Raw genomic sequence first — 20,769 nt, 5'->3', positions numbered from 1 at the left:
TACACGCGAGTCGCCATCTACCTATCTTGAAAACTCGCGCGGGCCGACCGGGTTCGAGTATGACTTGGCCACGGCTTTCGCAAAATTTCTTGGTGTAAAGGCCGAATTCAAGGTTCTTGACACCGAAGAGGACGTTATCCGGGCAATGGAGGCGGGTGTCGGCCACATAGCTGCTGCCGGGCTTGCCCGCACGCCGGAAAGGGAGCGCAGGGTGCGCTTCGGGCCGGATTATTTCACCACGGAGCCCCAGGTCGTATGCAGGGCGGCTGGGCCTTCATGCAGAAGCGTCATAGGGCTTGTGAAACACAAGGTCGCAGTGGTGGAAGGCTCTTATCACGAGTACCTGCTGGAGGAATTCAGGGCGCATTATCCGAAGCTAACGTGGTTCACGGTTCCCGGCTCAAAGGCCGTGGACCTTCTAAGGATGGTCTCAGAGCGAAAGGCCGATTTCGCGGTTCTGGACTCCAACCTGGTCTCCATTGAACGCAGAACCTATCCGTCCGTGGTGGCGGCCTTTTCCCTGGCCCCGGAATATCCTCTCGCCTGGGCGGTCAGCAAGGGGCAGGACGATCTTCTGGCCAGGGTTTATCTTTTCATGGAGGAGAACAAGACCCGAAAGCTGATCCTTGGCCTGAAGGAGAAGTATTACGGGCACCCGAAGTCGCTTGGGCACAAGGATTCGTCGGCCTTTCACCAGAGGGTGAGAACACGTCTGCCCCAGTTGGAGTTGAAGTTTCAGAAGGCCGCGAGGGATCACGGAATCGCCTGGGAGGTGCTGGCCGCCGTGGCTTACCAGGAATCGCTATGGGACGAGGACGCCAGAAGCGCCCTGGGAGTCAAGGGCCTGATGATGATTACGGACAGGACCGCTGCGAGCCTGGGGATCACCGATCCGTATGATGCCGACCAGAGCATCAGGGGAGGAGCCCGCTATCTTGCCAGGCTCCTGCGTGAGGTGCCAAAGGGGGTGAAGGGCAACGAAAACCGCCTGCGCTACGCCCTGGTGGCCTACAACATCGGCCCCGGACATCTTGAGGACGCCCGGAAACTCGCCCGGCGCATGGGCAAGAACCCGAACAGCTGGCACGACATGAAGGACGTGCTGCCCCTCCTGTCCCTCAAGGCATATCACCGCAAACTTCCACTGGGCTACGCACGGGGGGCGGAATCCGTCCGCTACGTGGGCAAGGTTTTCAGTTACAAGGAAATACTGGAGCGCAAGGGCGCGCCAAGGCTTCCCAAGCTGAGGCTGAATCAGGCAAAGGCCGCAAAAAAAAGCCGCCGCCGACACCTTGCAACCCAACAGGAGGCGGCGGTCGAACTCCTTCCCACCTCCTGACTTCCCGCCAATATTCTCCCGCGCAACCGGCCTTCCTGCAAATGCCAATATTTTTTCAGCTCCCGATCGTCCCTAAAGACCGATCAAAAACGATGAAATGCAAGGCGTGCGAGCGAGTGGCGAGTGAGCGTACCCGCCCAAGAAATCGCAGAGTTCTTGGGCTAAATCAGGATGTTTGTACGTGACCGAGCCGCGAGGCGAAGCACAACGCAGCAGTTCGCGTTTTTGGACGGTCTTTTGTCAGAGGATTTGGGAGAGGAACTGCTTAAGCCTCGGATGATCCGGGTCCTTGAAAAAGCGGTCCGGCGGGGCTGACTCGATTATCCGGCCCTGTTCCATGAAAACCACCTGGTCGGCCACCTCGCGGGCGAAGCCCATCTCGTGGGTCACCACCACCATTGTCATGCCTTCCCGAGCAAGCCTTATCATGACCTCCAGGACCTCGCCGATCATTTCCGGGTCAAGGGCGCTCGTTGGCTCGTCGAAAAGCATTATCTTTGGATTCATGGCAAGGGCGCGGGCAATGGCCACTCTCTGCTGCTGTCCGCCCGAAAGCTGGGAAGGGTAATGATTGGCCTTTTCGGCGATTCCCACCTTTTCCAGAAGGCTCATGGCGTTTTTTTCCGCCTCCGCCTTGGGGGTCTTTCGGAGCTTCATGGGCGCCAGGGTCAGGTTGGCAAGCGCGGTCTTGTGGCGGAAGAGGTTGAAGCTCTGAAACACCATGCCCAGGTCCTGGCGCATCAAGTTGATGTTTACCGTTGGCGAGTAAATATCCCTGCCGAATACCTCTATGGTTCCGGCGTCTATGGTTTCCAGCCGATTTATGGAGCGCAAAAGGGTGCTCTTGCCGCTCCCGGACGGCCCGATTATGACCACCCTTTGGCCCGGATAAATGTCGAGGCTCACGTCGTTTAAGGCGTTCAAGGCTCCGTATCGCTTGTAAACGCTCTTGATGCTTATTATGGGCTTATCGCCGCTCATGCTGTCCAAGCCTTTCCTCCATGACGCCCACGATTTTGGAAAGAATGAGCGTAATCAGAAGATAAACCACCGCCACCAGGGTGTAGGTCTCGAAAACGTAAAAGCTGGTGGATGAAAATTCCCTGGCCCGGCGCAGAATGTCGGCGACCGCGATTATCGAGACAAGTGACGAGTCCTTGAGAAGCGCTATGAACTCGTTGCCCACGGGCGGCAGAATGGTGCGGAGCGCCTGGGGCAGGACCACGTAGATCATGGTTTCCGAGCGGTTCATGCCGAGCGACAGGCTCGCCTCGGTCTGGCCCTTGTCTATGGATTCGATTCCGGCCCTGAAGATTTCGCCCATGTACGCGCCGTAGCAGATGCTCATGGCGATGATGGCGGAGGGGAGCGGCGGGATTTTCACGAACTGGCCCAGGGCGTAATAGATGTAGAAAAGCTGGACAAGAAGAGGGATGCCCCGGATGACTTCCACGTAGGTGGAGGCGGCGAGCGCAATGACCCGGATTCTGGAAACCCGCCCAAGTCCCACGAAAAGCCCGATTATGAGGGCGCACAATATGGAGGCAAGGGTCACCTGGAAGGTGATCAAAACGCCGTCCGAAAGATACTTCAAGCCTTCCCAGTAGACTTCCGGGTTGAACGAGACAAGGCCGACCAGGGCGAAAAGCGCACCCACGAAGGCTATGCGCCATGCTGTGAAAAGGTCGCGGTCCTTGCGGGTGGGTATGGCTGCGCCATCGCCCACGTCAATTACGGTTTTTTGATTTTCTTTCATGGTTTTTTCGCAAAAAACCCGGCCCCAGGATGGTTCGGGGCCGGGTTTTTCATGCGGATTTCCTTACTTTTTTCCGCCCATCCATTTCTGCTGGAGCTTCTTGTCTATACCCTTTTTTTTAACCGCCGCGATGCCCTTGTTGACCAGGGCCAGGACCTCGGCGTTGTCCTTTTTCACCGCAATGCCGTAATATTCGGCGGTCTTGGACTGGATCACGAGGCCGATCACGAACTTGCCGGAGTATTTGGGGGTTCTTAAGGCGTACTGGCTGGCGACGACGTCGTCGCAGACAACAGCCGCGATGCGTCCGTTGTACAGGTCTTCAAAGGCGAGTCCCACATCGTCGTAGGTCTTGGATTTGACGCTCTTTTCCTCCTGCACCGCAAAGGTGCCGGTGGTGGATATCTGGCTTCCAACGTCTTTTCCAGCAAGGTCTTTCAGGGCCTTGATCTTTTTGCCCTTGGGCACCACAACGGCCTGCTTCACCTGGTAGTAGGGCTCGGAAAAAGCCATGGTCTTCTTGCGTTCCTCGGTGATGGAGACCGAGGAGCAAACTGCGTCGTACTGGCCGGCTTCCAGGCCGCCGAAGATGCCGTCCCATGCCGTGGCCTGGAATTTGGCGTCAAAGCCCGCTTCCTTGGCTGCAGCAGTCATGTAGTCAATGGAAAAGCCTGTGATCTGCTTTTTGGCGTCCATGAATTCCATGGGGGGCCAGGTGGCGTCGGTCGCAAAGGTGATGGTGCGTTTTTTGCCTGCGGCAAAGGCCGCTCCGCAGACCACTGCGACAATGAGAAGCGCCGCCAAAATCTTTTTTGCCATGTTCCGTCCTCCTTTTTTCATGCCCTTTTTATTGATGAACGCCGTTTGATCAAAGTTCCGTGACGCGTCTGCCCGCCTTTGCTTAAATCCGGTTTGGCGGCGGGCGAATATCCGGTTACATGTAGCATTATTGAATTTTGGTGTGCAACATCAAACTTGGCAGAATAACCCGGAAATCATTCTGATTTGGCTGCGTTTCATGCCGCTGGCCCGCACGGGGCGAGATCGTGGCGCACTATGAGGGCCGTGTGGGTCGGCGGAACCGAATGGATCGTCATGTTGGGCGAATCCGGGGCCGCCATGCGGGCGATGAGGGAAAGCTCGAAGTCGCTGTAGAGCTTGCGGGCCGAAATCAGGGCGTCGTGAACCATGTAGGCCCGAAGAGATAGGGACGTGAGCAGGGGCAGGCCCAGGAGCACCTGGATGCTTCGGAGCCCGTCGAAGCCGAAAAAGGCGTCGGCTCCCAAAAGGCGCGACTGGGCTATCATCATGGCTATCTGGCCGGGCGAAAAATGGTGGATGCTCTGGTTGATGAACATGAGATCGAATTCGCCCGGGGAAACGGCCTGCATGTCGAATGCGTTGACCTCCCGGAAGGAGACGGGAAGTTTCCGCCTGGCCGCGTTCCGGTTGCCCATTTCCACGTAGGCCGGTATGTAGTCGCTTCCCGTAAGGACCACCGGCAGGCCCTTTTTCTTGGCCAGCCGGGCCATCCCCAGGGTGAATTCGCCCGACCCGCAGGCGAGCTCCAGAAGCTCGACGGGCCGCCCTTTTTTTTCAGCAAGGTCCCTTATTAGGGGTTCAAGGAGCCAGAATATCCGGTGATAGGTAAAAAGCGAAAGGTTCAGCAGGTGGATGCCGGATACCATTTTCCATTTCTTGCTTGTGGGAAAATCCTCTTCATCCAGGTGTTCCAGCTCTTCTGTCCGCAAGGCCCGGTCAAAGGCGTCGGCCATGGATAGAAGGCGGCCCCGTTTTCGGGCTATAATCCTGCGCCGCTCCCTCACCCCCTTTATCCACCTGTCAGCCGTGGCGCAGAGTTCTTCCATGCTTTGCCACGATGGCGGAAAAGATTCCTCTGCGGCAAGTTCGCTGTGAGCGGTGAAGCCCGTCTCCCTCATTTGAAGCATGGAGTCCCCCCTTGATTTATGGGGGGGGCTCGGACAGCCGCCCCGCCCCGTGGCTGATTTCCTTCAAATTCCGGATTTGAAGCGTGACGCTTAAGTTATCGCTTTTGCAAGAGGCTTTAAGGAAGATCGTAAAACGGCTCATGGTGAATATAGGTGGTGAAGCCGCCGGTGACGTTTCTGGCGTCGTAGCCGTTTTCCCTAAGGAGCCTTACCGCGTAATGGGCGCGTTGTCCGATCTGGCAGTATACCCAGATTTGCCTGTCTTTGGGAAGCTCGGAAAAGGTTTTACGCAGGGTTTCAAGGGGAATGAGCAGTGCCCCGCCCGCATAACCCTGCCTGACCGTTTCGTCGGGGTCGCGCACGTCTATCAGTATGGTTTTCGGCGGAAGGGGATCGGTCCAGTGGACGATGGGCGAGTAGCCCCTTAGGGCGTTGGCCGCTATCATCCCCGCGATGTTCACGGGGTCCTTGGCCGATCCGAAGGGCGGCGCGTAACACAGCTCTGCGTCCTCAAGATCGTAAACCGTGCCGTTTTGGTCGATGTAGGAGGCTATGACGTCGATGCGCCGGGCGACCCCGCCGCCTCCAACCGCCTGGGCCCCGAGTATTTTTCCGTCCCCGATTCCGAAAATGAGCTTTAAGGCCATGCGTTCGGCGTTTGGGTAATAGGTGGAATGGTGGGGCGGATGGCAGGTTACCGTATCGTAGGGTATGGCCTTACCCTGGGCCGCGCACCGGGCAAGGGATTTTTCCGTGTGGCCGGTCATAGCCGCCGTCACCTCGAAAACACCGCACACCGCGCTTCCTATCACGCCGGCAAAGGGCTTTCTGTCGTTTACGTTAAGTATCACGTCCGCTGCGAGCCTGCCCTGGCGGTTGGCGGGACCCGCCATGGCCAGAAGCCTCGGAAGCCCGGTTATGCGGTCGTTCACCTCCACTGCGTCTCCAACGGCGTAGATGGAAGGATCGTTGGTGCGCATGAAGCCGTCCACCTTTATGCCGCCCGTCACTCCCACTTCGAGGCCGCAGCCCCTGGCCAGAGCGGTTTCCGGGCGTACTCCAACCGACATCAGGACCATGTCCGTCTCAATTTCATCTCCGTCGGACAGTTTGACCAAAAGCCCCGAAGGCCCCTGGCTTATGGAGGATACCCCGGTGCCGGTTCTAAGGTCGGCCTGGTACTTGGCCAAAACATCCTGGATGGGCGAGGACATTTCCGGGTCCAGGGCGGGAAGGGCGTGTTTTTCAAGCTCCACCACCGTTACCGCGATTTTCCTGTGAATGAGGTTTTCGGCCATTTCCATGCCGATGAAACCAGCCCCGGCCACAAGTGCCCTTTTGACGTGCTTGGCCTTTACCCACTCGCGGATGGCGCGTGTGTCCGGGATGTTGCGAAGGGTGAAGATTCCGGGAAGGTCCATTCCGGGAATGGGAGGCCTGAAAGGCGACGCGCCCGGTGCAAGCACCAGGACATCGTAGGATTCCCGGTATTCCTCGCCCGTCACGAGATTCTTCAGGGCCACCGTCTTGTTTTCCCGGTCGATGGAGACGGCCTCGCACCGGGTTCGGACCTCAATGGCGAAGCGGTTGCGGAAAAGCTCCGGCGTGGCCACCAGAAGGTCGTCCTCCTTGCGGATGACGTTTCCGACGTGGTATGGAAGACCGCAATTGGCGAAGGACACGAAGGGCCCTCGCTCGATCATTATTATTTCCGCCTTTTCCGAGTTGCGGCGGGCGCGAGCCGCGCATGACGCGCCTCCGGCCACTCCGCCCACAATGACGATTTTTTTTGAATCCATGCCCCTTGCGGCTCCTTTCAAAATGTTGCTTGTATTTCGGTCTTTTTTGAGGCTGTCGCCCTTTGGAGTAAAAACAATAATGGGATTTAAAATGCAAGAACATATCAATCAGATCAATCAGACGGAACAATGAAAAAATACCTCCTTTCCATTTCCCTCTTTTTGGTTTTTTCGGCAACAGGAGTCCTGGCCCAGCCCGGCGGCGGGCCTGCAAAGGATGCCTACGCCCTGTGTCCTTTGGTTGTGGTGAAAGACGAAAAAGCCACTCCGGCCAGTGTATCCAACGACGGAACGGCTTCGATCGGCATCCGGTGCACGGTTTTTTCAACCAGGCCCAACACCAGGATCACGGCCGTATGGGCGGATTTTTCTCATACCCTGATGGGCGGGATAACGACCCTTTCACCCGCCCCACGGGCCACCGTATCAGGCTCAGCCGAGGGCTCCTACGAGGCAGTGGCCGCCATTCCGCTTCTCGTTGACGCAGGTACTTACCGGATTCCCATTCTTGCCCGTGACTCCGCAGGAAACCTTGGCCAGGGCCGGGCCGTTTTCTCGGTCGCGTTCCGCAGAAATCCGGCCATGCCCGCCATCGGCACATCGGCCTTTATGAAAAAGATAGGCCGCTTCGCAAACGGCTCCTTCGTTGGGGGAAACCGGGTGGAGGTGCTGGACAGCGGCCCCAAGGCCCTGGAGCGCCGCCTGTCGATGGTTAGAAACGCCCGCAGGCAGATAAATCTGGAATGTTACACCTTCGATCAGGGCCTTGCGGACGGGAAGTTCATGGATCACCTGCTCGAAAGGGCCAGGGCCGGAGTGGAGGTCAACGTGGTCCTTAACGCCGACACCCAGGTTTCCACGTCGCCCCTGAGCACCTTGAGGCTTTCCACCCACGAGCTTCTTGGAAACCTCATAAGGGATGGGAAGGCCGCCGCCACAGATCCTCTTTTCAAGGGGCTTCTGTCTTCCATGCGGGCTGGGGAAATGCACGTGATAGTGCCGTCAGGCAGGGACATCGCCGCCAAAAAGCCCCCTTCCGGGGCCGAACGGGTTCCCGATCACTGGCTTTCCAGGTCAGCGATTTCTGCCGCCCGCGCCAAGCCCACGGCTTCGCTTTCCGAGCAGATACGAAGCCGGTACCAGGGTCCGGGCGGGCTTCCCGCCCTTCCTCTTCTCGATTATGCCGTTCACGAAAAAATCCTTCTGGCGGACGGGAAAAGCGCGCTGGTTGGCGGAAGGAACCTGGAAGACCGCTATTTCACGCGCTGGCTGGACTCCGACCTCTACCTGGAAGGCCCGGTTGTTGGCGAGATCGCAGGCGGGTTCGCCAAAACCTGGAATTACCTCCATCCCCCGGACGCCCCGCCTCACTCACCGGCCCGATTTGGGGCCCCGGCCACGGAAGAGGGCGGGCTCTCAGTGATGTTCGTTCAAAGCGCCCCCTGGAACAGGAACTACAGCGCCTTGAAGGCCCTGGTTTTCTCCATAGCGGCCTGCCGGAAGAGTTTCCTGGCCTACAGCCAGTACCTGGCGCTTTCTGACTGCCTTCTAAAGGACGCGATAATTGACGCGGCCCGGCGCGGGGTCAACGTGGAGATAATCACCAATTCCGCAGAAACCAGCCGCGAAACCAGCTTCGCCACGGGTTACTTCATTTCCCTGAACGCCATGGGCGACCTTATAAGGGCCGGTGTCAAAATTCACGAAATGAGACCCAACCCAAACCCGAAGGCCCCCCAGCCCTACATGCACCAGAAGGAGTTTCTGTTCGACTCCCAAATGGCTGCCATGGGCTCGTTCAACCTGTCCCTGCGAAGCTCCTACATAGAATCGGAAAATATCGCCTTCGTGTCAGACCCGGCCTTTGCGGCAAACAGGGAGGCTCTTTTCCGGTCCCGCGTGAAAAGCCTCACGAGACCTGTAACCAAATCGCGTTACGACGCCCTTTGCCAGGCCCACAAGACCAGGATGGAGGCGGCCCGGCTGGTCACTCTTCTGTTTTAGCGGTCGGTCGGTGGCGGCAGTTGGCGTAAATTAAGATTGGAAAAAGGAAGTCCTGATGAGGGTGTCTTTCCTGACATTGAACCTTAGATTCGGCTTGGCCAACGACGGCGAAAATTCCTGGGAAAATCGCAAGGCTGCGGTGGAAAGCCTTCTTGATGCCCACCGGCCTGACTTTCTGGCGGTTCAGGAGGCCAATGTTTTCCAGGCCGGGTTTCTGGCCGAGGTCCTGCCCGGTTACCTTGTGACCGGCGTGCGCCCGGATGCTCCCCGATTCTGGCAGAACAACGTCATTTACAGCGCCTCCGGCTGGAATCTTTCCTCGTTCCTGCATTTTTACCTGAGCGCCACGCCGGAAATTCCTTCGAGGTTCGCGGAAAGCCGCTGGCCAAGGCAGTGCACCATCGGGTGTTACGAGCGGGACGGGCGCGAAATGGTCATCGGCGACACTCATTTCGATTTCGCCGAATGCGTGCAGACAAGAAGCGCAGGCCTCATCATGGATAAGCTTTCCGGGTATTCCTGCCCCACAGTATTGATGGGAGATTTCAACGCCCGTCCCTTAAGCCCGTGTTACAGGGTTTTCACCGCCTCCGGCGAAAAATGCGACCGGCCCTTAACAGACGTGTTCGACCAGTCCGACCCCGATTTCAACTCGGGCACCCACCACGGCTTCACTGGTTCGGCGGACCCGGACAAGGGCCGAATAGACTGGATTTTCCAGCGGGGTTTTTCGGGAGTGGCAGAAAAGGCCATAATCCGGGACTCCTTCGAGGGCCGTTATCCTTCCGATCATTTTCCGGTGAAGGCGGTTCTTGAAATCTGAATAATCCTCAATTCAGCCAAAATACCGAAAGCATCACCATGCCCTTTGAGTTGATTTCCCACACGGCGGATTACGCGGCCAAAATCACCGCCGAAACCTGCGAAGGACTTTTCCTGGAGGCCGCCCGCGCTATGGTTTCGTTCATCACGGACCCGTCTCTTCTTTCGGGCGGCGAGTCCGTGAGAATCACGGCGGAAGGCGACGACAGGGCGGACCTTATGGTGAACTGGCTGAGGGAAATACTCGGTCTTTTCGTGGTTGACGGGCTTTTTGTGCATGATGTCGAAATTGAAAAGCTGTCCGATACGGCCATCAAGTCGTCCGCCCTGGCCGTTTCCTTTGACCCGAAGCTCCATCCGGTGTACAAGGAGATTAAGGCCGTAACCTATCATAACGCTTCCGCTGACCTTGTTGACGGACGGTGGGAGGCCCGGATAGTCTTTGACGTATAGGGATTTTTCACGAACATGGCCCATATGGAAACCGAAATTATTGACGACTGCCGCCTTCTGCTGCCCAAAAACGGCTACATGAGGGTTCCGGGCATCGTCTATACCAGCGCGGCCCTCCTGCCCCATCTGGAAGCCGACGAGGCCCTGGTCCAGGTGGCCAACGTGGCCACGCTGCCGGGCATCGTAAAAGCGTCTCTCGCCATGCCGGACATCCACTGGGGCTACGGATTCCCCATTGGTGGCGTGGCCGCCTTCGATGAGGAGGACGGCGTCATCTCCCCCGGCGGCGTGGGCTACGACATCAACTGCGGTGTGCGCCTTGCGGCCACCGGCCTTGTGATGGATGACATAAGGCCAAAGCTCGAAAAGCTCGCGGACGCACTTTTTGCGGCCATTCCGTCCGGGGTGGGCTCAACCGGCTTCGTGAAGCTCAACAAGGCCGACCAGAAAAAGGTTCTGATCCAGGGCAGCCGCTGGGCGGTGGAGCACGGCATGGGAAGCGCCTCCGATATCGAGCACACCGAAGAGGGCGGGGCAATGGCCGGGGCCGACCAGGAGGCCGTGAGCGACAGGGCCTTGAAGCGCGGCGTCGACCAGTTGGGAACCCTTGGCTCAGGCAATCATTTTCTGGAAATCGGGGTGGTGGACGAGATTTACGACGAGGCGACCGCCGAGGTTTTCGGCCTCAGCCAGGGCATGGTGACCGTGCTTCTTCATTCGGGCTCGCGCGGCCTTGGATATCAGGTCTGCGACGATTATCTTGGCTTGATGACCAAGAACGCGAAAAATCTTCCCTTCATGGTTCCCGACAGGCAGCTTGCTTGCGCGTTTTTTAAATCTGACGAAGGCCGGCGCTACTTCGGCGCAATGGCCGCCGCCGCCAACTATGCCTGGGCCAACAGGCAGATACTCATGCACCAGGCCCAGGAAACCCTCATGCGGACGCTTTCCATATCGCCCAGGAACCTTTCCATGCGCCTTGTCTATGACGTGTGCCATAATATCGCCAAAAGGGAGCGGCATACGGTGGACGGAAAGGAAAGGCGGCTCGTGGTTCACCGCAAGGGCGCAACCCGCGCCTTCGGGCCGGGCCGGGCCGACGTTCCGGCGGCCTATCGCAAGACCGGCCAGCCGGTACTGGTGCCCGGCGACATGGGCCGCTACTCCTATGTTCTGTCCGGCACCCAAAAGGCCATGGACGATACCTTCGGCTCCACCTGCCACGGCGCGGGAAGGCTCATGTCCCGCAACGCCGCCATAAAGGAAAGCCGGGGACGGGCCATTCACGAGGAACTGGCCGAAAAGGGCATAATCGTGCGCTGGACCGGACGCCTCACCCTTCACGAGGAGGTGAGCGAGGCGTACAAGGACGTAAGCGATGTTGTGGAGGTCGTTCACCGGGCCGGAATCAGCCATAAGGTGGCTCGGCTTAAGCCCGTCATAGTCGTTAAAGGCTGATTTTAATTTGACTGATTGAACACCCAAGGGAGGACGATCATGAATCCGCAGATTTTCCGCGAATACGACATAAGGGGACTTGTTGACAAGGACATCTCCGAAGCCGACGTCTACACCCTTGGGCGGGCCATAGGAACCTACCTTCTGCGCGAAGGAAACAGGACAGCCACCCTTGGCCGGGACTGCCGCCTCTCGTCGCCCTCCTTCGCCGGTCAGATCGCACAAGGCTTGCTTGATTCCGGCTGCGACGTGATCGATATAGGCGAGGTCGCAACCCCGGTCTTCTACTTTTCGGTGCATCACCTGAAGGTAGAGGGCGGGGTCATGGTGACAGCCAGCCACAACCCGCCCGAATACAACGGGTTCAAAATCTGCTGCGGCTTGGATACCCTCTACGGCCCCCAGATTCAGGAGGTGGGAAAAATCGCCGCCGGGGGCGTTTTCGTCAGCGGCAAGGGTAAATTGTCCAAGGCGGACGTGGTTCCCGCCTACAAAGAATATCTTTTGGGCAACATCAAAATTTCAAGGCCCCTTACGGTTGCCGTGGACGCCGGAAACGGCACTGCGGGCGTGGCGGCGGTTCCGATATTGAAGGGCCTTGGCATGATTGTTCACGACATTTTTTGCGAGCCGGACGGAAGGTTCCCCAACCACTCGCCGGACCCAACGGTTTTTAAAAACAACGTGCATTTGGCGGCCCTGGTGAAGGAAAAGGGCTGCGACATAGGCATAGGTTTTGACGGCGACGGCGACCGCATAGGGGTTCTGGACGAAAACGGCGAGATGATCTACGGCGACAAGCTCTTAATCCTCTTCGCCCGCGAAATCCTTTCCCGCAAACCCGGCGCGGTGGTGATCTCCGAGGTCAAGTGCTCCCAGACCATGTACGACGACATAGCAGCCCACGGCGGAAAGCCCATAATGTGGAAGACCGGGCACTCCCTCATCAAGAACAAGATGAAGGAGGAGCATGCCGAGCTTGCAGGGGAAATGAGCGGGCACGTGTTTTTCGCAGACCGCTACCTGGGCTACGACGACGCCACCTACGCGGCCTGCCGGATTCTCGAAATCGTCGCAGCCGGAACCAAAAAGGTCTCCGAGCTTCTGGCCGACGTTCCCAAGACCTATTCAACACCGGAACTTCGGGTCGAATGCCCGGACGAGATAAAATTTTCCGTGGTTGAAAAGGTGACGGCCTATTTCAAGGCCAGGGAAAAGGTTATAGACATCGACGGCGTACGAGTCCTTTACAAGGACGGATGGGGGCTGGTGCGCGCCTCCAACACCCAGCCCGTGCTGGTGCTGCGGTTCGAGGCCCTTTCCGAGGCCCGGCTTGCGGAAATCAGAAGCGAGGTGGAGGCGGTGGTCAAAAAGATGCGGGAGTCCTGATTCCGGCCTTGGGCGAAAGTCAAAAGCGCCCGTCTTGACTTTGACCGGCCATGTTGTGATATTATGATTATAGAGCAAATGCTCGGCATGTAGTCCCCCCACCCGGAACCCAAGGCGAGGAGATAATCATGGCGGATCAACCCACGGAGTCAAAGCTTACGGGTACAGTCGTTCCCACCGCCTTTGACGCTGACGACAACGTGACCGCCCTGGCCTTCGAGAGTGGCGGGCGCTCGTACAAGGTTTTACTCAAGGGCAGGGGAAACGATCTTTTGGAGCTTCTGAACGAGGAGCTTACGATAACCTGCATAATAGGCAAGGACAAGGAAGGGGCGCTGGCCGTGCTTGTAAAAAGCTACAAGATGGCAGGAACCGGCGGCCTCTCCGACGACGAGGATTTGGGGCTTGACCTCGGCCCGGAAGAGTGACTAAAAGTCGGTCGCTTGGCTTTATTTTTGATATCGGGTGAGCTTTTTCATAGTTTTTTGATGGCGAAAGGCGTTACGGTCGGGAAAACCCAAGCCGGTTTTCCCGACCGTTTTTTTTCTCATGAATAAAAACATATTAAGGGCAAATCTGCTACTTCTCGCCGCCGCCGTGGTGTGGGGCGCGACCTTCGTGGCCCAGCGCATGGCCATGGAGCACATGGGGCCGTATTCCTATTCCGGCGCGCGTTTCGCCCTGGGGGCCATGTGCCTAGCGCCTTTGGCCTTTTTCGGGCGCAAGAGAAAGGGCTTCGACCTGGTTCCGGGATGGACCCCAAGGCTCTACATCTGGGGACCGGTTGTGGCCGGGGTTCTCATGGCTGTTGGAATAAATCTCCAGCAGGTGGGCCTTGTCTACACCACTGCAGGGAAGGCCGGATTCATAACCGGGCTCTATGTGGTCATCGTGCCCTTTCTGACGCTGGTAAAAGGCCCCAGGACCGACGCCGGAACCTTTCTGGGAGCGCCTTTGGCCGCCTGGGGGCTTTTTTTGATGAGCGTGACGGAGGATTTCACCGTTGCCCCCGGCGACGGCTGGGTAATGGCCTGCGCCGTGGCCTGGGCCTTCCACGTCTTTTTCATGGGCTGGCTGTCCCCGCGCGTGGACTCCTTTGTTCTGGCCTTTATCCAGGCTTCGGTGTGCTCGGCCCTGTCTTTTGTCATGGCGCTTTTTTTCGAGGAGATAACCTTAAGCGGAATATGGGCTTCAGCCGGGCCTCTTCTTTTCGGCGGCATAGGCTCGGTGGCCATAGGTTTCACGTTCCAGGTGATGGGCCAGAAGGAGGCTCCTCCCGCCCACGCTGCTGTCATCATGGAGCTTGAGGCCGTTTTCGCGCTGATTGCCGGCTGGCTCTATCTTGATGAAAAACTTGGCTCGCGGGCCATGCTGGGCGCGGCGCTCATTTTTACAGGCATGCTCTTTTCCCAGTTGTGGCCCATTTATCGCCAATGGGCCTTAAAACGCCGGTGAGGCGCATCCAAGCGCTTTATTTATTGAAAAGTTTTTATTTTTTTTATAATATGTATCTTTGAGTGTAATCCCGGTAAGGCTGGCATGTTTAATGCCGCTCGCCGCCAAGTGCGGGCCGCGCCGGATTTCGGGCAGAACCCAAGCACCCTCAGGCAGCTCCGTTTGTCTTCCTGGTGGTTACGGAACTTCCTGAAACCGCCCTGAACCGCCCAGTTCCAGAAAAATTTCAGGACTCCGGGATTTTTTCACCGAGCCTTTCAGGAGTTCGGCAGGCCGTGTGGCTGTGTTTCGAACTCGTCAACATCGATGTCCATCTGGATATTGTTCTTTGGAGTGTGGCGAAGTTACAGCCCCACGCAGACCAAGGAATCAGAAGCATGCAACTGAAGGGAAGTTTCGAAGCATCATCCCTGCCCAGCCTCCTCCAGATGCTGGTCAACGACGCCAAGACCGGCGAGTTGCGCCTTACGGAGGGGCCTAAGGAAGTCACCATCTTCCTTAAGCAGGGAAACGCCATCTATGCCAAGGGCAACCAGATGGAGACCCGCCTTGGTTCCCTTCTTCGCAGCAAGGGTGTCATCACCGCCCAGCAACTCCAGGAATGCCTCGTAAAAGCCAGCGAAACCAAGCAGGCCGTGGGCAAGGTGCTGGTGGCAAGCGGCTACATCACCCAGGAAATCCTGAAAAAAGTCATTCACAAGCAGGCAGAGGACGTAATTTACAACCTGTTTTTGTGGGACAAGGGAGATTTCGAATATAACGATTTCGACAAGGCTCCGGACGGGATCATGGAAACCCGCCTGGAAATCATGGGCATAATTCTTGAGGCCACGCGTCGAATAGACGAGATGTCGGTGCTTAAAAAGCATATCGAAAACGAACAGGTTATTTTCAAGATCGGCGAAAAGTTCGGAGACAAGGAAAAACTGAAGTTCAACGCCATAGAATGGCGTTTTCTTTCGCTTATAGACGGAACCCGGACGGTGCGCCAGCTCATAAACGAGTCGGGGTACGAGGATTTCGCCGTTTACAAGGTCTTGCATTCGCTTTTGTCCTTCAAGCTCATCGAAAGGGTTGAAGACGACAAGGCCTCCTCCTCGCTTTCTAGCCTCGTTGGCCTTTACGCCGATATTTTGAGCGAGATCGTGAAGGGCCTTGAAATGGAGCTGGGTTCCTGGGCCTATATGCTTGAACCGCCTCCCAATGGCCCTGATCTGTCCGGTAAAACCGGCGAGCGCCACGATCTCCGCATGGAAAACGTAAGGCGCTGGATAAGGCTCTATATTGACCGCTTGAAACCTGTTGCCGCCGCCGGTGAAAAAAACCTTTTTTCCATGTATCACCCGGATATCCCGGTTGAAATTTTCACCCACGCGGTTCTTGAGGCCCTGAAGGACATTTCCGATCCTGCCAAAGCCCAGGATTTCCTGGCCGAAAGGCTCAACGGTTTCGTGGACAACCTTCTTTCAGGACTCCACGGCGCCATAGGCGTTCCAAGCGCCCAGGACCTTTTGAAGGAGGTCCTCCGCGCCCTGCGCTACATGGGCAGGTACCAGAAAAACCTTGCCGACAAGGCGGACCTGTTAAAAAATCTTGAGAACATGGTGAAGCAGCGTGACCGTGCCCTCTGGAATGAAAACGGAGGCAAGAAGGACGGCTCCAAGTTTCTGATGGTTAGCATTCTGCCCCCTGCCGTGCTTGAAGCCTCGCCCGTGGTTCTGCCCGCCGGGATAGTTGAAGAGGATCAGGATGACGATTCCGTCCTGGATACGGCCCCCGTGCAGATGGACCCGGACGAACTTCCCAATCTGGAGGCGGCGGAGGAGTTGCCTGATCTTGAGGATATCGAGGAGTTGCCCGACCTGGAAGACGCAGAGCTTTCGGTTGTCGGTGATATGGAAATTCTCGATGAAGGTGAATTGCCGGACCAGGCCGAAAGCGAAGGCCCGGATGAGCCTTCCCCAAGGCAGGGAAGGACGGCTCCTTCCGGAAGGGGCCTGCCCGACGACGACGACCCCATCGCCAAGGCCGCAGCGGAGCTTGAGCAGCTTGCCGACATGGACCTTCTTACCGAGGACGACGGCGTAATCTCCGCCGACGACCTTGAAGTCCTTCCTGATCTCGATGACGACTCCGTTTTCGACGGCGGAGACGATTTCGACTCGCTTCCCGACCTTGATTCCGACGGGGACTTTACCATCGAATCCGATTCCGAACGGAAGAGAAAGCCGCTGGTCGGCATTGAAGCGCCGGGCCTGGAGGAGGCCCTGGAACGGGAGGGCAAGAAACCGCCTGCCAAGGTCATTGCTAAAAAATTCTGACGGGGAGGTTTGGCTGTGAAATATAAATTGGCGGCTGAACAGACCTTTGAAGATGGCCAGATCATCTTCAACGAGGGAAGCGACGACGAACAGGTTTATGTTGTCATTTCCGGCGCGGTGAAAATTATAAAGGAAGTCAGGGGTGAAAACCTGGTGGTGGAGGTGATCCGCCAGGATGACGTTTTCGGTGAAATGGCCTTTGTTGCGCATATGGATCGTTCCGCCACGGCCAAGGCCGTGGGAAGGACCGTTGTAGGAATTCTCGACAAACAGGCATTGGAAGGGGAGCTTCTATCCCTATCCCCCATAATGCAAAAGATAATGAAAAGCCTCGTCACCCGCCTCAAAAAGGCAACGGACAATTCGTTGGGCGTGAGCCACCTCAGGCAAGAACCCAGGGTTTCCCGAAGCATAAACGTTTCCTTTCAGGACGGGCACAAATTTTTGGAAACCGCCTGCCGCGACGCAAGCTGCGGCGGTATGTTCATCAGAACCGACAGCCCGCTTGCCGAGGGGCAGGTCTTTTTTCTGGACCTTGCCATGTCCAGGGGTGAAACGCCCATGCGCATCAAGTGCCAGGTCGCCTGGGTGAGGGCCGAAACCGCCGACCCTGTAAAGCATCCCGTGGGCATGGGGGTCAGGTTCCTCAAGATGTCCGAAAAGGACCAGGAACGGCTCAAGGAAGAGCTTGAAAGGTTAGGTGAAACGCCGCAAGCAAAAATTGAGTGAGGCTTCCGAGTCAACGATACGGTTGCGCTGCTTTTGCCGGGTGAAACCGTGAGGCGCGAAGCGCCACTACGCTGCAACTTATGTTTTCAGTATAAATATCAGTTAAACTTAATAGCGGCGGTCAGCCATAATCTTTCTTGACAATTAGGCGGATTCGATGCAATTTTACGATATTATCCGTATAAAAATCAGGAAAACGCTATATTTCAGTCGGGCGCAATTCTTTTGCATCCATTAAAAAAGTTATGCATTAAAAAAGGATAATTCATAAAAGCGCGATCATGTTATAAGGTATGTGGTGTCAATGCGGCATGATGCCCGCTCGCTTTTCTGCCAAGCCGTACAGGCGTCCGAAAAGCCTTCAAGGCCTCTTTTACAGAATATAGGTCCTTTCCCCCAGTTTTGGGGCTGATTCATTAGGCACAAGGGACACAATGAACGAAGACAGAACAGAGCCGGTGGAAGAAGCGCCGTTTCCGCAAAACGGGCTCAATGAGGCCGGCGGCTCCCCTGTGTCGGGGGTAGGCGGCATCGACATAGAGCTTATTTCCATTTCGGACCTCGACGGCTCTCCTTCAACTGACTGCTCTCCTGAGCTTATGGACGTGATCGGCTGCGAGGTTGATGCAGTGTCAGGCGAGGACCAGAGGCCGGATGATTCGCCCCCGAAGGACTCGCCCGGAGAGGGTGAGCATACCCCTCGCTGGACGGGCGTAGCCACCGGGGCCGACGTGGTCACCCCCGATGACGTGCACAGGGACGAATCGAGGTTTTCCGGCGCCACAAATGCCGTGGCGGCTGACTCGGTGAATTTCCGGTTAAACGAGCTTTCCGTTCAGATGAACGACCTTTTGAGGCAGTTCGAGGAAAAGCTCAAGTACGACGCGCACAAGGAAAAGGTCATAGACGTCCTGCACAGCGAACTCCAGGAATACAAGACCGACCTCATCAAAAAGTACATCACGGGCCTTGTGATGGACCTGATAAAGGTTGTGGACGACGCAAGAAAGCTGGCCACCCACTTCAAAGGCAGGGAACTGGGGCCCGAAGATCAGCCCAGGCTCATAAAGGCCCTGGAAGACGTAGCCCAGGACATGGAAGACGTGTTCCAGGTGCAGGGCGTGATCCCCTTCATCGCTGATGACGGAAGGTTCGATCCGGCAAAGCAGCGCGTTGTCCGCAAGGTCGACACCAGCGAGGCTTCGCTGGACAAAACGGTTGCCGAAAGCCTCGCCCCCGGCTACGAGTGGGACGGCAAGGTTATTCGGCGTGAAATGGTTGCGGTTTACTCATATAATCCGGCACTCGGCGCTTAAGAACGAGGAATGGCCATGTCAAAGCAGATGAAGCGCATTTTCGGAATCGACCTCGGAACCACGTACTCTTCCATCGCCTACGTGGACGATTTCGGCAAGGCCGTGGTGGTGCCCAATGCGGAAAACCAGAACGTCACTCCCTCCGTGGTGTTTTTCGACGGACCCAATATCGTTGTGGGCGACGTGGCCAAGGAAAGCGCCAAGCTCTACCCCAACGACGTGGTGAGCTTCGTCAAGCGCTCCATGGGCGAACCGGACTTTCTATTCGAGCACGACGGCAAATCCTACCGGGCCGAGGAAATTTCCAGCTTCGTGTTGCGGAAGGTGGCCCAGGACGCAGAGACCCACCTTGGCGACAAGGTCACGGACGTGGTCATCACCTGCCCGGCCTACTTCGGCATCAACGAACGCGAAGCCACCAAGATCGCGGGCGAAATAGCCGGATTCAACGTGCGCCAGATAATCAACGAGCCCACGGCGGCGGCCATCGCATACGGCACCACCGAGTCCTCCGACGACAAGGTCGTCCTGGTTTACGACCTGGGCGGCGGAACCTTCGACATAACCATGATCCACATCCAGCCCGAAGCCATAGAGGTCATCTGCACGGGCGGCGATCACAACCTCGGCGGCAAGGACTGGGACGACCGCGTGGTGGCCACCCTGGTCGAGGAATTCCACCGCCAGACCGGATCCAAGGAAGACATCCTGGAAGACCCGGACACCTGCCAGGACCTCCAGCTTTCCGCCGAACGCTCCAAAAAAATTCTGTCCCAGCGGGAAAAAACCCCCATCTCCATCACCCACGGGGGCGAGCGGGTAAAGGTCGAGCTTTCCAGGGAAAAATTCGACGCCATCACCAACGACCTCATGGAGCGCACCATAAGCCTCACCCACGCCATGCTCGGCGAAGCCAAGAAAAAGGGCTACAGCAAGTTCGACGAATTCATCCTGGTGGGCGGCTCGGTCCGCATGCCCATGGTCATCTCCAGGATCAAGGAGGAATTCGGCATAGAACCCAAGATGTTCTCGCCCGAAGAGGCGGTCGCAAAGGGCGCGGCCATCTACGGCTGGAAACTTTCCATAAACGACAACCTCATCGAGCGGCTCCAGAAAAAAATTGGCAAAAAGGTCCAGATCAACAAAATGGAGGACTTCGCCAAGGTGGACGCCAAGCACGTGGAGGAAGTCGCCCGCGAGGTCGCGGCTGAAACCGGCTATACCCTCCCGGCGGTCAAAAGCTCCATGGTCAGGGTGCGCGACGTGGCCTCCAAGAGCTTCGGAGTCCTCGCAACCAACCCCAACAACGATGAAGTCGTGGTCAACTGCATCCTGCGCAACACGGCGGTTCCGGTGGAAGTCACCCAGGAATTCTACACAGCGGTGGAAAACCAGAAAACCGTCCTCATCCGCATCATGGAGTCGGAAACCAGCGAAGAATCCGTTCCGCCCGAACTCTCGCGGGAAATCGGCACAGCCATACTGCACCTGCCGCCCGGCCTTCCCGAAGACACCCCCGTCATCATCTCCTTCACCCTGAACAAGGAAGGCCGCCTCCACCTAACAGCCGTGGAATCCTCCGAACAGCGCAAGGTGGAAGTCGTCATCGAAACCCTTTCGGTTATCCAGGGCGAGGAGTTGAGAGAAGCAAAGGCGCGGGCACAGAATCTCGTCGTCCACTGACAGGGGGCGCACAGGCGCGAACTGCGGCGTCAGGCATCGTCGGGCGGCGCGTCGCGTACTTTTAGTACGCGTCCTTCCCGCCCTCCTCGCCTTCCTTGCATTTCATCGCCTGTGCACCCCCTGTCCGAGACTTTCGGGCAAGGGAGAAAAAAAGATAAGGCGGCGAACGGGGTGGACTGTTGCTTAGAGCAATGCCTTGAGATCATCTTTTTCAGTAGGTTGGGTGGTTCCTGGCCGAAGGCCGGGGTTCACCCAACAATTGCCCGCCAAACAGTGGCGATGTGGTGTGTGAAATG

Annotated in this window: 17 protein-coding genes; 12 read left to right on the top strand and 5 right to left on the bottom strand. The window is 57.2% G+C overall.

Annotated features, from left to right (window positions below; translation table 11 throughout):
• Nucleotides 1–1,339 (top strand): membrane-bound lytic murein transglycosylase MltF (gene mltF / locus HZB23_08300; protein ID MBI5844654.1); only part of this gene is annotated, 1,339 nt, incomplete at its 5' end.
• A gap of 240 nt (nucleotides 1,340–1,579) precedes the next feature.
• On the opposite strand, the gene HZB23_08295 is transcribed toward mltF, so the two are convergent.
• From HZB23_08295 to HZB23_08275, 5 genes are all read right to left on the bottom strand, one after another.
• The gene (locus tag HZB23_08295; GenBank protein ID MBI5844653.1) at nucleotides 1,580–2,320 is read right to left on the bottom strand and encodes an amino acid ABC transporter ATP-binding protein; all 741 of its coding nucleotides are present in this window, start codon (nucleotides 2,318–2,320) and stop codon (nucleotides 1,580–1,582) included.
• Nucleotides 2,307–3,095 carry an amino acid ABC transporter permease gene (locus HZB23_08290; protein MBI5844652.1) on the bottom strand — a complete coding sequence of 263 codons (789 nt, stop codon included), beginning with the start codon at nucleotides 3,093–3,095 and terminating at the stop codon, nucleotides 2,307–2,309. Before HZB23_08290 ends, HZB23_08295 begins: the two co-directional genes overlap by 14 nt.
• Before the next feature lie 63 nt (nucleotides 3,096–3,158).
• Nucleotides 3,159–3,914, bottom strand: coding sequence for a basic amino acid ABC transporter substrate-binding protein (locus HZB23_08285; protein ID MBI5844651.1), 756 nt, complete (start codon nucleotides 3,912–3,914; stop codon nucleotides 3,159–3,161).
• Nucleotides 3,915–4,111: 197 nt separating this feature from the next.
• Complete coding sequence (locus HZB23_08280; GenBank protein MBI5844650.1) at nucleotides 4,112–5,044, bottom strand: class I SAM-dependent methyltransferase; 933 nt, start codon at nucleotides 5,042–5,044, stop codon at nucleotides 4,112–4,114.
• A gap of 116 nt (nucleotides 5,045–5,160) precedes the next feature.
• Entirely contained in the window at nucleotides 5,161–6,843 is a 1,683-nt protein-coding gene (locus HZB23_08275; GenBank protein ID MBI5844649.1) for an FAD-dependent oxidoreductase, read from the bottom strand.
• A 129-nt stretch (nucleotides 6,844–6,972) separates the two neighbouring features.
• On the opposite strand from HZB23_08275, the gene HZB23_08270 reads away from it, so the two are divergent.
• The 11 genes from HZB23_08270 to HZB23_08220 all read left to right on the top strand — a co-directional run bounded on the left by HZB23_08270 (nucleotide 6,973) and on the right by HZB23_08220 (nucleotide 20,473).
• Nucleotides 6,973–8,847, top strand: a complete 1,875-nt coding sequence (locus HZB23_08270; protein ID MBI5844648.1) for a phosphatidylserine/phosphatidylglycerophosphate/cardiolipin synthase family protein — start codon at nucleotides 6,973–6,975, stop codon at nucleotides 8,845–8,847.
• A gap of 55 nt (nucleotides 8,848–8,902) precedes the next feature.
• Complete coding sequence (locus HZB23_08265) at nucleotides 8,903–9,670, top strand: endonuclease/exonuclease/phosphatase family protein (GenBank protein MBI5844647.1); 768 nt, start codon at nucleotides 8,903–8,905, stop codon at nucleotides 9,668–9,670.
• A gap of 38 nt (nucleotides 9,671–9,708) precedes the next feature.
• Nucleotides 9,709–10,122 carry an archease gene (locus HZB23_08260; protein MBI5844646.1) on the top strand — a complete coding sequence of 138 codons (414 nt, stop codon included), beginning with the start codon at nucleotides 9,709–9,711 and terminating at the stop codon, nucleotides 10,120–10,122.
• A 24-nt stretch (nucleotides 10,123–10,146) separates the two neighbouring features.
• Entirely contained in the window at nucleotides 10,147–11,580 is a 1,434-nt protein-coding gene (locus HZB23_08255; protein MBI5844645.1) for an RtcB family protein, read from the top strand.
• 39 nt (nucleotides 11,581–11,619) lie between these two features.
• Complete coding sequence (locus HZB23_08250; GenBank protein MBI5844644.1) at nucleotides 11,620–12,969, top strand: phosphomannomutase/phosphoglucomutase; 1,350 nt, start codon at nucleotides 11,620–11,622, stop codon at nucleotides 12,967–12,969.
• A gap of 128 nt (nucleotides 12,970–13,097) precedes the next feature.
• Nucleotides 13,098–13,397 carry a hypothetical protein gene (locus tag HZB23_08245; GenBank protein MBI5844643.1) on the top strand — a complete coding sequence of 100 codons (300 nt, stop codon included), beginning with the start codon at nucleotides 13,098–13,100 and terminating at the stop codon, nucleotides 13,395–13,397.
• A gap of 121 nt (nucleotides 13,398–13,518) precedes the next feature.
• Nucleotides 13,519–14,424, top strand: coding sequence for a DMT family transporter (locus HZB23_08240; GenBank protein MBI5844642.1), 906 nt, complete (start codon nucleotides 13,519–13,521; stop codon nucleotides 14,422–14,424).
• Nucleotides 14,425–14,801: 377 nt separating this feature from the next.
• The gene (locus HZB23_08235) at nucleotides 14,802–16,745 is read left to right on the top strand and encodes a DUF4388 domain-containing protein (GenBank protein ID MBI5844641.1); all 1,944 of its coding nucleotides are present in this window, start codon (nucleotides 14,802–14,804) and stop codon (nucleotides 16,743–16,745) included.
• Between the two features lie 15 nt (nucleotides 16,746–16,760).
• Nucleotides 16,761–17,474, top strand: coding sequence for a TIGR02266 family protein (locus tag HZB23_08230; GenBank protein MBI5844640.1), 714 nt, complete (start codon nucleotides 16,761–16,763; stop codon nucleotides 17,472–17,474).
• Nucleotides 17,475–17,908: 434 nt separating this feature from the next.
• Nucleotides 17,909–18,790 (top strand): nucleotide exchange factor GrpE, encoded by an 882-nt coding sequence (gene grpE / locus HZB23_08225; GenBank protein ID MBI5844639.1) that lies wholly within the window; start codon nucleotides 17,909–17,911, stop codon nucleotides 18,788–18,790.
• A gap of 27 nt (nucleotides 18,791–18,817) precedes the next feature.
• On the top strand, nucleotides 18,818–20,473 hold the full coding sequence (locus tag HZB23_08220) for an Hsp70 family protein (GenBank protein ID MBI5844638.1): 1,656 nt from the start codon (nucleotides 18,818–18,820) through the stop codon (nucleotides 20,471–20,473).
• Nucleotides 20,474–20,769 lie beyond the last annotated feature (296 nt).

Source organism: Deltaproteobacteria bacterium (assembly GCA_016235345.1).
Classification (GTDB): domain Bacteria; phylum Desulfobacterota; class Desulfobacteria; order Desulfobacterales; family Desulfatibacillaceae; genus JACRLG01.
The sequence above is the reverse complement of the archived record's forward strand: the minus strand, read 5'-3'. Positions and strand labels throughout refer to the sequence as shown.

Excerpts from the sequence above, each read along its gene's own strand:
- HZB23_08245 (MBI5844643.1), top strand. The coding sequence starts at position 13,098 with ATGGCGGATCAACCCACGGAGTCAAAGCTTACGGGTACAGTCGTTCCC.
- HZB23_08295 (MBI5844653.1), bottom strand. The coding sequence starts at position 2,320 with ATGAGCGGCGATAAGCCCATAATAAGCATCAAGAGCGTTTACAAGCGA.
- HZB23_08240 (MBI5844642.1), top strand. The coding sequence starts at position 13,519 with ATGAATAAAAACATATTAAGGGCAAATCTGCTACTTCTCGCCGCCGCC.
- HZB23_08255 (MBI5844645.1), top strand. The coding sequence starts at position 10,147 with ATGGAAACCGAAATTATTGACGACTGCCGCCTTCTGCTGCCCAAAAAC.
- HZB23_08275 (MBI5844649.1), bottom strand. The coding sequence starts at position 6,843 with ATGGATTCAAAAAAAATCGTCATTGTGGGCGGAGTGGCCGGAGGCGCG.
- HZB23_08280 (MBI5844650.1), bottom strand. The coding sequence starts at position 5,044 with ATGCTTCAAATGAGGGAGACGGGCTTCACCGCTCACAGCGAACTTGCC.
- HZB23_08285 (MBI5844651.1), bottom strand. The coding sequence starts at position 3,914 with ATGGCAAAAAAGATTTTGGCGGCGCTTCTCATTGTCGCAGTGGTCTGC.
- HZB23_08220 (MBI5844638.1), top strand. The coding sequence starts at position 18,818 with ATGAAGCGCATTTTCGGAATCGACCTCGGAACCACGTACTCTTCCATC.
- HZB23_08270 (MBI5844648.1), top strand. The coding sequence starts at position 6,973 with ATGAAAAAATACCTCCTTTCCATTTCCCTCTTTTTGGTTTTTTCGGCA.
- HZB23_08235 (MBI5844641.1), top strand. The coding sequence starts at position 14,802 with ATGCAACTGAAGGGAAGTTTCGAAGCATCATCCCTGCCCAGCCTCCTC.
- grpE (MBI5844639.1), top strand. The coding sequence starts at position 17,909 with ATGAACGAAGACAGAACAGAGCCGGTGGAAGAAGCGCCGTTTCCGCAA.
- HZB23_08250 (MBI5844644.1), top strand. The coding sequence starts at position 11,620 with ATGAATCCGCAGATTTTCCGCGAATACGACATAAGGGGACTTGTTGAC.
- HZB23_08260 (MBI5844646.1), top strand. The coding sequence starts at position 9,709 with ATGCCCTTTGAGTTGATTTCCCACACGGCGGATTACGCGGCCAAAATC.
- HZB23_08265 (MBI5844647.1), top strand. The coding sequence starts at position 8,903 with ATGAGGGTGTCTTTCCTGACATTGAACCTTAGATTCGGCTTGGCCAAC.
- HZB23_08290 (MBI5844652.1), bottom strand. The coding sequence starts at position 3,095 with ATGAAAGAAAATCAAAAAACCGTAATTGACGTGGGCGATGGCGCAGCC.